Here is a 14,117-nt window from a genome sequence, read left to right on the forward strand (position 1 = left end):
ATAAGTCCTATTAAAATTTAGATAATGCCTTAGCTAAAGTAAGGCGGGTCACGCTGGTAAATGTGGAAATTACTTAATGAAAAACTAGGACGAAGGACTACTGAAGAGACATCGAGCTGGTAGACAAAGGGTAAATCGTATTTTCTAGCTGACTTGCATTCTAGGCTGATTCGACTGATTGTCAATTTAAATCGTAAAATCCAATATTTAGATACTTCTGGACTTATCTTCGCTATTCGGCGATTTGCGGGACTCCTCATGCTCAGCATAAACCTTTAACTACCAATGAATGCTTCATTAAAGCGATGCATCAGACGGCAATATTTGTTTGATGTTGGCGCGGCGATTTTGTTTTTCGGGGCGCTAACCCAGCAAGCTGAATTAAGACAAGCCGCGACTATTGCCGTTAGTGAACTAGCGGCGCAAGGCTACAAGATACCTAGCGAGGACGATCCGGTGCGGGTGTTTCCCGCGTTGACCAATGGAGGATTTAGCGGCCGCCATGCCGGCGGCTGGCGGCCCGGCAGTATTTATCTGCGGCAACAACCGCAAGGCGGGCTGAGCGAGGCGGTATATCTGCGTCACGAACTATTTCACGAAGCCAGTCATCGCAGCTGTGGCGGCCGCTTACCGGCTTGGGCTGAAGAAGCGGGGGCGATGTATTTTAGCGGCGAATTGGCGAGCCTAGCACCTGGAGACTGGCCCGGATCGCTTGAACTGCAACGCATCAAAAACCGGGTTAGGCAAGGCGCCGAGTTAGATAGCAATGACCGCGAGGCATTGGCCCGAATCTTGGTCAATACCGGCTGGCCGAACGAACCGTGTGCCGTGTCGGCAAAATTAAATGAAATGCTTGGTCAGGCATTTGATGATGCGGGGGATAGCTCCTTTCTGTTGATGAGCCTGCTGTCCGGGCGGATATTGGTAAGCGGCGGCGACCAAGTCAGCCGCTTACCCCCGGGTTCCTTGTTGAAAATTCCCTATGCGGCGGCATTGGCGCAAGCCGATCCGGATTTGCTAGGTACAGAACTGGCGGCGAGCGATACCGAAAAGCTTTTGCGGCGCCGCGAGCAATTTCAAGGCGAACGCTATCGTCTGTTATTGTCGCCCATTAAAGACCAAAAACTTCCGGCGCAAACTGAACCATCGGACCTGCAGACCTGGCGATCTTACCTGGGCGAACGTAACGCCGACGGCGATTTTGCTTTACAGACCAACTTGCCCGAACTGGCACTAACAATGCGGGCGGCCTTGCTATCGAAGCCGGAATATTTTCGCGGCCTGAGTCAAAACGGTATCCTGCCCAACTCCACCTTGGCGGGGCAACGCGAAACCGATAAAAAATTGTTGCGCCAACTTCAAGTTCTAGCAAAAACCGGCACGGTATCGACTGTTGACGGCCACCCCTTGGCAGGCCACTTAATGCTAGCCTGGCCAGCTACGCACCCGGTATTTCTGGCGATATTTCGGCAACGCGGCGTCAGTGGCGCAGCAATATTAAGCAAAGCTGCCGCCTTCCTAAGCACTTGGCAACGCGACTATCCCAGCCGCTTTGCGGCAGTTAGGGTTAGTTTGTTAACGCCTACCGATCCAGATAGCTGGAGTGCGGAGCCGGACTGTCCGTTAGTGGCTAACCAACACGGGCGCTTTACGGTTTGCGGGCAAATCAGGATCGTTTCCAGCGCACGGGGCAGCCGATCCGAGCGGGTGGTGAAAGGTGTTCTACGACAAACTGATGAACACCGAGTAACCGTGCTGGAAACTGATGTCGACAGCTATGTCGATGGCGTATTGGCTGCCGAGGCCCAAAATTTAGCAGGCAGTGCACGCGACGCGATGCGGGCCGTGATTGCCTGGAACGGCAGTCACGGCAGCCATAGGCACAATGAATCAAGCTCACTTTGCGACACCACGCATTGCATGGTCTATCTCGGCGAGTCGCCTGAGGACAAGCCGCGACACAGCAGCCACACGGATATTGCGTTACTGACGCTTTTGGACCAACTGGCGGCCAAATCCGGATTGAACTGGTTGCCGTTTGCCAACGGCGGTGATCAGCACTGGCAACGGCAGCTCTCAAGCGCCGAGCTAAGCCGGGCATTTGCGGAAAATCAAATTCTGGATATTCGCCGCGAACGGCGCAAAGACGGCGAGTTGTTTATCCGCTTATTTTATCCGACCAGCGAAGAGCTGCTCAGTTGCGAGATTTTTCGTAATACCCTGAAGCTACCTTCTTGCCCTGACTCGGTAATTGCTGCCGATGGTCAAATCTGGCAATTTGCAGGCATAGGCGCCGGGCACGGCCTGGGTTTATCCATCGCCAGAGCTCAGGCTTTGGAGGAGGGCGGTCGAACGGCGGAACAGATTTTGCGGGATGCTTACGGATCAAGCCGTTAGGTCAGGCGCTTCAGCCAGACCTAACGTATTATGCCGCCGAGTTCGATCAAGTGATGACGTCAGGCTCGGTTCTGCCGGTACGTTTTTTGACCTCGCACAACTGCTCGGCAATCTCTATTAATTCCGCCAGCGCGACTTGGGCATCCTGATCGTGCTTGCTGACATCACGCTCGTAGCGTTCCAAATAAATACGCAAAGTAGCGCCGACCGTGCCCGTACCGGACAGCCGGAACACGATGCGCGAGCCGTTCACAAAGCCAATGCGAATACCTTGGTTGCTGCTGACGCTACCGTCGACCGGATCGGTGTAACTGAATTCGTCGGCAAATTTAACTTCGTAATCACCCCAGCTTTTACCAGGCAAGCTGCTTAACTGGCTACGTAAATGCTCGACAATGCCATTGGCGATCTCCGAATCGACCGCTTCGTAATCGTGGCGACAATAAATGTCGCGACCATATTTTTGCCAGTGTTCATGGACAATGTCTTCCACCGATTCGCGTTTGCGCGCGATTAAATTCAACCAAAACAACACAGCCCACAAGCCGTCTTTTTCACGGACATGATTGGAGCCGGAGCCGAAGCTTTCTTCGCCGCAGATAGTAATTTTGTCGGCATCGAGCAGGTTGCCGAAAAATTTCCAGCCGGTTGGGGTTTCGTAGCAAGGCAGGCTTAGCTTATCGGCGACGCGGTCTACCGCCTGACTGGTCGGCATCGAACGCGCCACGCCGCTGATGCCTTTGGCATAGGCCGGGATCAGCTTGGCGTTGGCGGCCATAATCGCCAAGCTGTCACTGGGAGTAACAAATATGTTCGCGCCCATCACCATATTGCGGTCGCCATCGCCGTCTGACGCAGCACCGAAAGTAGGCGCATCGGCGCCGAACATGATTTCGCAGAGTTCGTGGGCATGGGCCATATTTGGATCGGGGTGGCCACCACCGAAGTCTTCCAGCGGTACCGCGTTAAATACCGAGCCGGGCGCCGCGCCCAGGGTGTCTTCCAGAATATGCTTGGCGTATGGCCCGGTGATGGCGTGCATCGCATCGAAACGCAAGGTGATAAAGCCGTTATGGATGCTTTGTTTGAGCAGGTCGAAATCGAATATCTTGGCCATTAATTCAGCGTAATCGGCTACCGAATCGATAATTCGAATTTTCACGCCACCTTTCTCGACTTCACCGATAAGGTCTAAATCTATATCGCCGAAACGGGCTTTTTTGTAACCGGTGATGGTTTTGGTATTCTCGTACAGTTTGTCGGTAAACTTTTCCGGAGCCGGGCCGCCGTTGCCGACGTTGTACTTGATCCCAAAATCTTCTTCAGGGCCGCCGGGATTGTGACTAGCTGATAGAACAATACCTCCGAAAGCATTGTATTTCCTAATAATATTTGATGCGGCAGGAGTGGACAACAAGCCGCCTTGGCCTATAATGAGCTCACCGAAACCGTTGGCTGCCGCCATTTTTATAATGATCTGGATAGCCTTACGGTTAAAGTAGCGGCCATCGCCGCCAATCACCAAGGTTTTGCCCTGAAAATCCTCCAGACTGTCGAAGATGGATTGGACGAAATTCTCTAGATATTTGGGTTGTTGGAAGACTTTGACTTTTTTGCGTAAGCCCGATGTACCGGGTTTTTGATCATCGTAGGGAGTCGTTTTGGTGATTGTTGTTGTCATATGCTACCCTTTGTAATACCTCGTTTCGAAAGGGTTAAATTACACCAAAATTTTGATTATTTACAGATTGCCATGATAAAGAAAAAATTATTAGGTGTTTTGATTGTGGTGGGCTGCACCGTATCGGCGCGCAGTTTCGCTGACCAGGATGTTTGGTTGCTGGTGGATACACAGACACAAAGCATGGAAGTCAGGAAGGGCGACAAGACAGTTGCCGTGCTGGAAAATATCGCTATTGGCCGCAATGGCGCCGGCGAAAAGAATCATCGCGGCGATGACATCACGCCGCTCGGTAACTATCGGATCGGCTGGATCAACGAAAGAAGCGCTTTCCGTAAATTCTTCGGTCTAACCTACCCCAATGTAGACAATGCCGATAATGCCTTGAAAAAAGGCAAAATCGATCTCGACACTTACGAAGCTATTGCCAGAGCGCATTCTGCCGGACAAATTCCGCCGCAAAATACCGATCTCGGTGGGCAAATCGGTATTCATGGTTTGGGCAGCGGTAGTCTGTCCATCCACAGATCCATGAATTGGACACACGGATGTATCGCGTTGACTAATGATCAAATTGATCAGTTAAGTCAATGGGTAGAAAAAGGGACACTCGTAACGGTGAAATAATGTTGGTAAAATCCAAAAAAATGTTGGACAATTACCACCGTTTTTCATTTATTATTTTTTGAAACCACAATCAAGGGGAAAACCATGATGAGAGCTATTACATTATCAGCAGTTGTTGCAATTGCAGCTTTGGCAACCGGTTGCGCAAGCACATCAGACCTGGAAGCTTTGGACGCAAGAGTTGGCACTTTGGAAGGCAAAGTTGCTACTGCATCTGCTGACGCTGCTTCTGCTAAAGCCGCTGCTGCTGAAGCTGCTGCAAAAGCTGCTGCTGCTGAAGCTGCTGCTAACCGTGCTGCTCAATATGCTCAAGACACCAACAGCAAATTGGACCGTATGTTCAAAAAATCACAACACAAATAAGCATTATTGCTGTTGTTGATTTTAAAAAGCCCGTGAGCCGCAAGGCCACGGGCTTTTTTGTTGCCTCTATTTTGCTGCCGGAGCAGCTTGGCCTTGCACGACAGGAGGCGTCTGGGTAGGACGCTCATAAATAGCCACCGGAATACCCGTCGCTTTTTCTACTGCCGCTTTTAAAACAGAACCTTTGATTACCGGCATTTGCCCACCGTTGGCTTGCTCTATCAAATTCAATGCCGTATGCAAGCGCTGTTCATAAGTAGCCGGCGTTTCTTCCATTTCCGGATAGACCTCCATATACAACGTGTCGTGATACCAGCCCACCTTAATGGATTGATTAACAATATTGACCTGAGTACCAACCTTGACCATCGGAAAAAACTGCTCGATGTCGGCCGGATACATTCGAATGCAGCCGTGACTTACCCGCATGCCGACACCGTTGGTTTTGTTGGTGCTGTGAATCAGATAGCCTGGTATGCCAAGTTTAAACGCAAACAGACCCAGCGGGTTATCGGGGCCGGGTGGATAATAAGGCTCCAACACATCGCCATCAGCCAAATGCTCGGCAATGATCGATTTTGGCGGAGTCCAAGAAGGATTTTCGGTTTTACCGGCTATATGGGTTTTACCTAGCGGTGTTTTCCAGTTGTCTTCCCGGCCGATGCCGATCGCATAGGTTACGACCCTGCTAGAATCCGGAAAATAATAAATACGCATTTCCGGCAGATTGATCACGATCCCTTGGCGCGGCGCATTGGGCAGTATAAAGCTACTGGGAATCCGCACCTGCGTGCCTTCGCGCGGCAACCAACGGTCAACATGGGGATTGGCCAGCACGATTTCGTCCTGACCCAGTCGGAAGTTGACGGCGATGTCAATCAGCGTGTCTTCCTGCTTGGCCGCGACATATTTGACCTCATGCGGCGGATTGCCTATCAAACTGTCACCCGGCCTATCCGGTGCCGGCAGCGTCAGTGCCGACGCCGCCGTACTGGCTGTCAGCAGCAAACTGAATAACAAACGGGTTTTCATTAGGCGTTACCTTCAGCAGTAAATAATTCAAGCAGACGCGGCAAAAACTGAGCAAGTTCCGCCGTCATAATAGAAAAATCGGCATCAAACTGCTCGACTTCGTCGAATGCCTCAATATCCGCGGCTTGCTCCTGGATAAGATCAAGAAACTTTAGCCGCTTGACCGCCAAGTTCTCATCCAACACAAACGAAATGCGTTCGGCCCAGCTTATTGCCAGCTTAATCACTTGCTTGCCGCTATCCAGATGATTCTTGATTTCCGGCAAGGCCAAGTCGTGACGCTTGCAACGAATAATCGAGCCTTCTTCTTCCGGCGAACGCAGCTCGCATTCGTCTTCGATCAAAATATCTTTAGGCGAGGTGTTGTCGATCAACCATTGCGTCATCACACTAGCCGGCTTGGCGGTGGCGGTGAGCGGTACGATAGGCAAGGAACCCAGACATTTACGCAATTGGCTGAGCATATCTTCGGCTTTTTTAGCCGATGCCGCATCCACGACCAGCCAGCCACCTTGACTATCGATATAAGCATAGGTTTTGCGGGAAAACGAAAACGCCCGCGGCAAAAGTTCGAATATCAATTCATCCTTAATCCGACTACGCTCTTTCGCGGGTAATTTGCGCGCCTCGCGTTCTTCAATTTCATTGATTCGCTCTTGCAACATTTCGTTGATCACCGATGCAGGCACCACTTTTTCTTCTTTTTTGCCGCATAGCATCAAGAAGCCGTTATTGGCATGCACCAGCGCATCCGAAGCTCTACCCAGTGGCGCGGTCCAGCCGAAACTAAACTCGTCGTGACTGCCACAGGAACGAAACGGCTGTTGTTGCAGTTTTTGCTCCAAAGCAACAGCATCCAAAGTAAATGGCTCGGTAAAACGGTAGACTGCAAGATTTTTAAACCACATGAAATGACTCTTTTTTAAAAACCGGCCATTATCGCAAATTTACGCACACCATATAAGCCAGCCCATTTAAAGACTAGCTAAAAAACACAGTTTGGCCGCAAATTTGCTTGGCGTGTAAACAAGTTATACACATAAAACTGTTTACGACAACACCAGAAAACGCTTGACAAAATAACTCGTTGAAATACAAAGTATCATTTGTAAATCATTGATTATTATTAACTAATGATAGTGACCTAATAATATACAATTTGACCGCAGCCCAGAGCTACCGGGGACCAGCAAAGGCTTTCGACATTTAATACACAGAGTTATCCACAGCTTCTGTGAATAACTGAATTTACCCAACTGCAATAATCGCTTAGCGACAAATCCAGACAAACAACTTTTAATGTGTCGCAGCAAGCAATGTCTTATTGCGTGGCAAGGTTTGCTAGAATGCCGCATAGCAAAGTCCCTCACTCACAACAAAGCGGTCACATCATGCTGTCAACCTGGGAAAACCTGATACTCGGCGCCCTGGCGCTGCTGCTTTTGTTCTGGATGCAGCCTGGCATCAAAGCCGCAATCGCGCGTAGCAAACAAACACCATCCGATTGGCCCAGCGTTATTGGGCCACTGCTGATGGTGGTGATGTTCGTGCTTTTCTTAATAGCAATGGTTTGACATGAACGACGAAGATTACCAAGAAGAATTCGAAGAAGAAGATTATTACGACGAAAGCCATTACGAGGAGGACGACGGCGAAAGCGACGACGACGAAGTCGAACGCTACGCGATACGCCCCAACAAAACCCGCATCAAAAAAGAAATAGCCGAAGTGTTTGCGATGGCTGAGGAAATTTGCGCACTATCCCCTGCACATATTGCCGAATTCGAATTACCCGAGAGCATAGAACAAGCCCTGCGCGACGCCGGCAAAATGGGGCAAAACTCCGCCAGAAAGCGCCTGTTGAAATACATCACCGCGCAGCTCAGAAAGCTGGATACCGCGGCGATTCATGAAAAATTGGCGCGGATGAAAAACCGCAGCGCCCATGGGGTCAGAGAACATCACCAGGCCGAACGCTGGCGCGATTTGTTGCTGGCAGCCAATGGCAATCAGCAACTGACCCAATTTATGGAAGAATTTCCGGGCGCGGATAGCCAACATTTGCGCCAATTGCAGCGTAACGCGCAAAAAGAAGCCAAGGAAGCCAAACCGCCTAAGTCGGCGCGCTTGTTATACAAATACCTGAAAGAACTGATTGCCGATGCATCCGGCCTGCCGCTCTCTGACGAGGAAGCGCAGGATAATCAGGATGCCGAGGATTAACACGCGATCAATTCCCCAATACCCGCATCTGGCCCAAGATCCAGCTTTGGCGTTTATGTACATAAGCGCTGGGCTGATCGGCTTTTAGCAATATTGGGTTCGGCAATGTCGCCGCCAACAGCGCAGCCTGATTGGCAGATAACTGCTGGGCGGAAATACCGAAATAACGGCGACTGGCCGCTTCTATGCCAAATAAATGATCGCCGAACTCGGCAATATTCAAATACATTTCCAGAATCCGCTGTTTGTCCCAAATAGCCTCTATTAATAACGTAAACCAGATCTCCAACGCCTTACGGCCGAAGTTTTTAGCCGGGCTTAAAAACAAATTCTTCGCGACTTGCTGACTGATCGTACTGGCCCCACGCAGTTTACCGCCGCGCAAATATTGGTTAAAAGCCTTGGTGATGGCGTCAACATCAAAGCCGTTATGCTGATAAAACAATTGATCTTCAGACGCGACCACCGCAGCAAAGGCGTGCGGCGAAATATGCCGGCGACTGACCCAGCGCTGATCAATGCCTCTATAGTGTCGGCCTTCGACCAGGTCGTCAACATGCTGATGCAGCATGAATGCCGACGTCGGCGCGGGCAGGTACCGCAATACGCCTACCAGCAGCAGCGAACTGAGCACAAAAAACAGCGCCGCATAAACCAGTCCGCGCTTGCAACGCTGCGGTAAAGAAAGCGCCGTTTTGGGTTGGCGCCAAAATTGGCGATAGCGGGCCGGATGACGGAAATGCTTCACGAGCGATTCGAGCGTTGTGACTGGGATGTTTATTATCCATGATTGAACACGGAATTGACTAACTGCGGCTTTTGCGGGAAATGCCGCAAAGCAAAGCCTTTATTGCGGCAAATAACATAGAAATTAACAGAATGGCCGTCGATTTTAGCGAAAAATCCTGGATCACGTAGCCTCCAGAGTTTGGCATGGATATTGTTATATAAAGACCGGTGTCAAGGATGTTTAAGTTCTCTCCCCCGTGAACATGGAAAACAAGACGCCAAGGATACCTGGATAAAAGCGCGGAAAACCGCTTTTATCCGGGCAGGGACGACGCCAAGCCCTCTACACCTCCTGCCTGCTCCAAATAATCAGTAAATATCCAACTCAACGTAGCGTGAGCCGCAAGACTGAGTTGTCCATACGCCCATCCTCTATCCCAAATAAAGCTCTTGCACGACGATATTCGAAAGGGGCTAACGGCACTGCTCTATCAGCAGCACCATCAACCCGTATTGAATTAATATTCCAATTTCAATGATCCCATGGCGGAAATAGGGGCACCAACGTTAGCGGTAGGCAACCAAGAAGTTGAGCCGGTGTAGTATTCCTTATCCAGCAAATTGTAGACATTGACTTGCGCGGTCAGACGAGTTTTACCTATAGGTTGCACATACGCCATCATGGCGTCCAGCCGGGTATAGCCTGGCAATTGATAGGTATTGGTATTGTCGCCTTCGCGTTTGCCGACGACTACACCGCCGAGACCGGCCTTGAAGTGCTCAGTGAATTGATAAGTACCCCACAGACTGGCTTGATGCTCAGGCACATTCAACAACCGATTGCCCTGCAAGCCGCTGTAATCCTTGGTATATCTTGCATCGGTGTAAGCGTAGGTCGTCACCAGGCTGAATTCATCGGTAATCTGGCCTTTAATATCCACTTCAATGCCCTGACTACGCGCCTCGCCGATAGTTTTTTGATCGGTGGGGTCCGGCGTGCTCAAGTCGAAAGTCATCAGATTATTTTTCGTTAAATGATAATACGCTACTGTTGACGACAGGCGTTTATCGAAAAACTCGGTTTTGAAACCGATTTCGTACTGCTCGGCAGCTTGCGGTGCAAAATTGCCGCCGGTAGCGGAACGGCCGTTATTCGTACCGAATGATTCAACGTAATTGCCATATACAGACAACCAATCCCAAGGCTGGTAAACGATACCTACCCGCGGACTGAATTTGTCTTCGTGTTGCATACTGAATCCAGCCTTGGTTTCATCCCAGGAAGTACCGCCGTAGCCGCCGTAACCTGCCATATCGTAACGCCCGCCGCCCATGATGTGCAGCTTATCCCACAAGGTAATTTGGTCTTGAAAATACACCCCGTACCAATCGTCGCGTGAGCGCCAAAACCAATTGGCGGGCTCGGCGCGCAGGGCGGCCATGTCGAAATTGCCGTATTGGGGATTGTTGATATCGAATGTCGGTATGGTGCCGTAACTAAAGTTATTGTCCGGCGCATCCTGGTTAAAAAAGAACCAATCGCCCCCCACTAAAACATTATGTTTGAGGCCGAAAGTTTGAAACTTTCCGGTGAGATCCAGGCTGGTAGAGTAAGAGCGGCGGTTACTGGTGCCGAGGATGCCAAATCGATCCAGAGTATGCCCATCCGCGTTAATTTTACTATTAGGCGCAACGCCGCCGAATACGATGTCGGTCTCGTCCCACTGAAATTTATGCCTGAGCCCCCAGTCATCATTAAATTTGAAGCTCCAATCCGCATAAATCAGCGTAGTGTCCTGACTGGGTTTGATGGCCGGATCGCCGGTAAATAAGGATCTGCGGTTTGTAATAGGCCGATTGCCCGATACCGGCACACCATAATCTTCCGTGTAATTTTCATGGCGTTTCTCTATTTCGACATTGGCCTCGAAGCGGTCGTTGGGCCGCCAAGTTAATTTCGGCGCAATAAATACCCGCTCGTGATCAACAAAATCTCTGAAAGAATTACCTTCGTCGTAAGCGGCATTAAACCGGTACAACAGGGTTTTATCCTTATCCAGCGGCCCGGTTGCATCCACCGTGGTACGAAATTCACTGAAGGAGCCAAATTGCTGCTGCAAGGAATAGTAAGGCACATCCAACGCCTTTTTGGTCACGTAATTTACCATACCGCCGGGTTGCAACCTTCCATAAAGCACGGATGCCGGGCCTTTCAATACCTCGAGCTGTTCGATATTCGCCGGATCGAACTTGCCCATCGAGCGCCTGAAACCATTGCGGTACATTTGATCGTCGGAAGCAAAGCCGCGAATGATGAAGCTTTCGTACATATCCGCCGTACCGTAAGCCCGTTGCACCCCACTGACGTTTTGCGTCAAGGCGTCTTCGATGCGGATCGCTTGCTGATCGTTCATGATCGATTTGGGCACAACCTGGATAGATACCGGGGTGTCCATGATCGCAATATCGGTTTTGGTCGCCGTTGATGCATTCGGCACCGCATAGAACTGGCTGAAAGGGTCGTTAGGGTCATATACCTTTTTACCCACCACATTCACCGCCGGCAAGGCCGTAGGGTCCTGTTTGTAATTCAGAGACTGTCTTTCGATCACTATATTGCCGTTCTCAGCCATGCGGTAACTCAATCCGCTGTCTGCCAGCAAACGTTGCAACGCGGCTTCCGGGGTGTAATGGCCGCTAAGGCCCTTGCTTTGCAGACCCTCGGTGATTGCCGTGTCGTAGACCAGTTGCAAGCCGCCGGATTCCGCCAAGCGATTCAGCGCGGTAGACAGAGAGCCCGCGGGGATACTGAAAGCCCGACTAACGCTATCTGCCGCCGCGGTACCGGAAACCGCCAACACAGCCCCTAATACCAGTGCCGAAGCATGTCCAAACAGGCCGCCGCTAAATGTTTGTTTCAACGCCATGAATTTCCCTCGCTGTTGTTAAATAATGACTATCGTTGTTTTGACGCACGACAGGCAGAAAACAGGAGGTGAGGCACAAAAATTCATGGCAACTAAGTGGCTGCTGCTGACATTGCAGGCCCCGACTCATCGAACGCTTTTCTCGGCATTTCGCTAAGCCGCTAATCAGTCCCCCTATTTTGCTTTCCGGTATCGTACCGGCCACCATCAAAAAATAGGTTATATGCCGCGCCAGATGCGCCATATAACCTATTCAACACCGGTTAAATCTGTGCGGGTAGCGCGCATGCGAACCGCCGATTTTGGATCCAAGCCAGCAATATCAGGATATTCAGCGCCTTGGTCCGCATTTGAATCATTACTGGCACGAATCAGGCATGGGACGGAGCTTCTGAAACCACTGAAACCCAGCCCTGCCTCATGACCCCGGACATCAGCTCGCTGTATCGACTGCATTGCAAGGAGCTGCTGCACCATTTGCTGCGGATAGTCAAATGCCCGGAAACCGCGGAAGATTTGCTGCAAGAAAGCTATCTGATCTTGGCCCGCACCGCCAACGATACCTCCATAGACCACCCGCGCGGATTTTTATACCGCACCGCCAGCAATCTGGCGATGGATCACCTGCGCCACCATAAAGTCGTCGAGCGTCATCAGGAAGCGGCGCGGCATCTGGACGAGCCGCAACTGGCCGGAGTAGAAGCCGAATTAGCCGATCAGCAATGGCGCACCCTGTTGCAGCAAACCATCTACGAGTTACCGCCGCGCTGCCGAGATGCATTTATCCTGCATAAAATTCATGGATTAAGCTACCGGGAAGTGGCTAATTTTCTGGATATTTCCGAGAGCGCCGTGGAGAAACACATTATCAAAGGCTTGATGTATTGCCGCAAACAGCTAGGCAGTCATTTCGGCCGCCCCTATCGGACCGACTGAGGTTTTTGCCGCCTTAACCGTCGTACCGATATTACCCAGGCATACGCCTAGCCCAGCGCCTTATAATGCAGCCATGACCGAAAACCAACCGTCCTCAGACTCTGATAAGCCCGATGCCATTAGCGAGCAGGCGATAATGTGGTTTGTCCGGCTGCGTGCCGAGTCGGTAACGGTAGACGAACGCCGGCTATTTCAAATCTGGCACCAAGCCAACCCTGCTCACCGCGAGGCCTATGCCGAAATCGCTGCATTTTGGGAGGATGCCGATTTCCACGCCACGCTGGACGCCGCCACGCTGTCGCCACAGATTTCGCTGAATAGTAAACCAGCCAACAGCCCAAGGCGGCGTTTAGATATCGCCCCCGACGCCAAACCGTTGTTAGCCGCAGCCGCCTGCCTAGTCATCGCCGCGCTTATTTATCAGCCGGCATTAAGCTGCTGGCAGGCCGACTACTGCACCGCCGTCGGCGAAATAAAAACCGTACAGCTCAGCGACGGCAGCCAAGTCACTTTAAACTCCGGTACCGCGCTTAACGTTAACATGCGTAATGGCCGGCGCCATGTCCAGCTAGTCCGGGGCGAGGCATTTTTTGAGGTGCAACACGACGCTCAACATCCTTTTCAAGTGGATGGCCGCTACAGCAACACACAAGTACTGGGTACACGTTTCGTGGTTAAGGAAGACGCCGACAGCGACACGGTCAGCGTGGTGAATGGGGTAGTGGAAGTCAGTCGGGATCGGCAAAATCCGGCCACCTTGAACGCCAATGACAGCGTGGAGGTCGGCGCTCGCCACCAAGGCGAAATCCGCCACCAGCCGGCCGACAACGCCACGGCATGGTTAAAAGGCAGCGTCTCGTTCGATAATGTGCCGCTCAAGAAGGTGATTGCGGAAATTGGCCGCTATCGACGCGGTAGCCTGATAATCCGCAATCAGGTATTGCAGGACATGAAAGTCAGCGGCCGTTTCGATATTCGCGACACCGATAAAACCCTGGAGTCGTTACAACAAACCCTGCCAATCCGGATTTACCGATTTACACCGTGGCTGGTGGTGATCGATTGAGCATCACAAAGCTTATTGCCTAGCCAAATCGCCCGACAAAGCTCGCCGCCATTCAGCCATATCTTCTTAGCTTCAAAAAATAGTTTTACCGTCAAGCTGAGGGAAAACGCATTTCGCCCGTCTCCATTGCAACCCC

12 protein-coding genes are annotated in these 14,117 nt (G+C 51.1%); 7 read left to right on the forward strand and 5 right to left on the reverse strand.

From position 1 onward, the window contains the following. Positions 1-285 precede the first annotated feature (285 nt). On the forward strand, positions 286-2,397 hold the full coding sequence (locus JWZ98_RS21205; RefSeq protein ID WP_205451731.1) for a hypothetical protein: 2,112 nt from the start codon (positions 286-288) through the stop codon (positions 2,395-2,397). A gap of 46 nt (positions 2,398-2,443) precedes the next feature. Here JWZ98_RS21205 and JWZ98_RS21210 read toward each other — a convergent pair whose 3' ends face one another. Continuing rightward, positions 2,444-4,078 carry an alpha-D-glucose phosphate-specific phosphoglucomutase gene (locus JWZ98_RS21210; RefSeq protein WP_205451733.1) on the reverse strand — a complete coding sequence of 545 codons (1,635 nt, stop codon included), beginning with the start codon at positions 4,076-4,078 and terminating at the stop codon, positions 2,444-2,446. Between the two features lie 72 nt (positions 4,079-4,150). On the opposite strand from JWZ98_RS21210, the gene JWZ98_RS21215 reads away from it, so the two are divergent. Then, complete coding sequence (locus tag JWZ98_RS21215) at positions 4,151-4,705, forward strand: L,D-transpeptidase (protein ID WP_240348124.1); 555 nt, start codon at positions 4,151-4,153, stop codon at positions 4,703-4,705. 84 nt (positions 4,706-4,789) lie between these two features. Then, positions 4,790-5,068 carry an Lpp/OprI family alanine-zipper lipoprotein gene (locus JWZ98_RS21220; RefSeq protein WP_165385904.1) on the forward strand — a complete coding sequence of 93 codons (279 nt, stop codon included), beginning with the start codon at positions 4,790-4,792 and terminating at the stop codon, positions 5,066-5,068. 66 nt (positions 5,069-5,134) lie between these two features. Here JWZ98_RS21220 and JWZ98_RS21225 read toward each other — a convergent pair whose 3' ends face one another. Continuing rightward, positions 5,135-6,100, reverse strand: a complete 966-nt coding sequence (locus JWZ98_RS21225; protein ID WP_205451741.1) for a L,D-transpeptidase family protein — start codon at positions 6,098-6,100, stop codon at positions 5,135-5,137. Next, complete coding sequence (gene rdgC / locus JWZ98_RS21230) at positions 6,100-7,008, reverse strand: recombination-associated protein RdgC (RefSeq protein ID WP_205451748.1); 909 nt, start codon at positions 7,006-7,008, stop codon at positions 6,100-6,102. The genes JWZ98_RS21225 and rdgC overlap by 1 nt, the downstream gene beginning before the upstream one ends. Positions 7,009-7,446: 438 nt before the next feature. Here rdgC and JWZ98_RS21235 point away from each other — a divergent pair, with 438 nt between their 5' ends. Both JWZ98_RS21235 and yjgA read left to right on the forward strand, forming a co-directional pair. After that, a complete protein-coding gene (locus JWZ98_RS21235; RefSeq protein WP_225892965.1) occupies positions 7,447-7,674 on the forward strand; it encodes a hypothetical protein in 228 nt (75 codons plus the stop codon). Between the two features lies 1 nt (position 7,675). Further along, positions 7,676-8,323 (forward strand): ribosome biogenesis factor YjgA, encoded by a 648-nt coding sequence (yjgA, locus tag JWZ98_RS21240; protein ID WP_205451750.1) that lies wholly within the window; start codon positions 7,676-7,678, stop codon positions 8,321-8,323. Positions 8,324-8,330: 7 nt separating this feature from the next. Here yjgA and mtgA read toward each other — a convergent pair whose 3' ends face one another. Together mtgA and JWZ98_RS21250 are read right to left on the reverse strand one after the other, a co-directional pair. Further along, the gene (gene mtgA, locus JWZ98_RS21245) at positions 8,331-9,071 is read right to left on the reverse strand and encodes a monofunctional biosynthetic peptidoglycan transglycosylase (protein WP_033158262.1); all 741 of its coding nucleotides are present in this window, start codon (positions 9,069-9,071) and stop codon (positions 8,331-8,333) included. A gap of 499 nt (positions 9,072-9,570) precedes the next feature. Beyond that, the gene (locus JWZ98_RS21250; protein WP_205451752.1) at positions 9,571-11,979 is read right to left on the reverse strand and encodes a TonB-dependent receptor; all 2,409 of its coding nucleotides are present in this window, start codon (positions 11,977-11,979) and stop codon (positions 9,571-9,573) included. Between the two features lie 420 nt (positions 11,980-12,399). Here JWZ98_RS21250 and JWZ98_RS21255 point away from each other — a divergent pair, with 420 nt between their 5' ends. Beyond that, positions 12,400-12,915 (forward strand): RNA polymerase sigma factor, encoded by a 516-nt coding sequence (locus JWZ98_RS21255; RefSeq protein WP_205451754.1) that lies wholly within the window; start codon positions 12,400-12,402, stop codon positions 12,913-12,915. Between the two features lie 73 nt (positions 12,916-12,988). Next, the gene (locus JWZ98_RS21260; protein ID WP_205451756.1) at positions 12,989-13,981 is read left to right on the forward strand and encodes a FecR domain-containing protein; all 993 of its coding nucleotides are present in this window, start codon (positions 12,989-12,991) and stop codon (positions 13,979-13,981) included. Positions 13,982-14,117: the final 136 nt, after the last annotated feature.

The sequence above is a fragment of the Methylomonas sp. EFPC1 genome (assembly GCF_016925515.1).
Classification (GTDB): domain Bacteria; phylum Pseudomonadota; class Gammaproteobacteria; order Methylococcales; family Methylomonadaceae; genus Methylomonas; species Methylomonas defluvii.

Bases quoted from the DNA above. Each gene is read 5' to 3' on its own strand.
- JWZ98_RS21205 (WP_205451731.1), top strand. From the start codon at position 286: ATGAATGCTTCATTAAAGCGATGCATCAGACGGCAATATTTGTTTGAT.
- JWZ98_RS21210 (WP_205451733.1), bottom strand. From the start codon at position 4,078: ATGACAACAACAATCACCAAAACGACTCCCTACGATGATCAAAAACCC.
- JWZ98_RS21215 (WP_240348124.1), top strand. From the start codon at position 4,151: ATGATAAAGAAAAAATTATTAGGTGTTTTGATTGTGGTGGGCTGCACC.
- JWZ98_RS21220 (WP_165385904.1), top strand. From the start codon at position 4,790: ATGATGAGAGCTATTACATTATCAGCAGTTGTTGCAATTGCAGCTTTG.
- JWZ98_RS21225 (WP_205451741.1), bottom strand. From the start codon at position 6,100: ATGAAAACCCGTTTGTTATTCAGTTTGCTGCTGACAGCCAGTACGGCG.
- rdgC (WP_205451748.1), bottom strand. From the start codon at position 7,008: ATGTGGTTTAAAAATCTTGCAGTCTACCGTTTTACCGAGCCATTTACT.
- JWZ98_RS21235 (WP_225892965.1), top strand. From the start codon at position 7,447: ATGCCGCATAGCAAAGTCCCTCACTCACAACAAAGCGGTCACATCATG.
- yjgA (WP_205451750.1), top strand. From the start codon at position 7,676: ATGAACGACGAAGATTACCAAGAAGAATTCGAAGAAGAAGATTATTAC.
- JWZ98_RS21250 (WP_205451752.1), bottom strand. From the start codon at position 11,979: ATGGCGTTGAAACAAACATTTAGCGGCGGCCTGTTTGGACATGCTTCG.
- JWZ98_RS21255 (WP_205451754.1), top strand. From the start codon at position 12,400: ATGACCCCGGACATCAGCTCGCTGTATCGACTGCATTGCAAGGAGCTG.
- JWZ98_RS21260 (WP_205451756.1), top strand. From the start codon at position 12,989: ATGACCGAAAACCAACCGTCCTCAGACTCTGATAAGCCCGATGCCATT.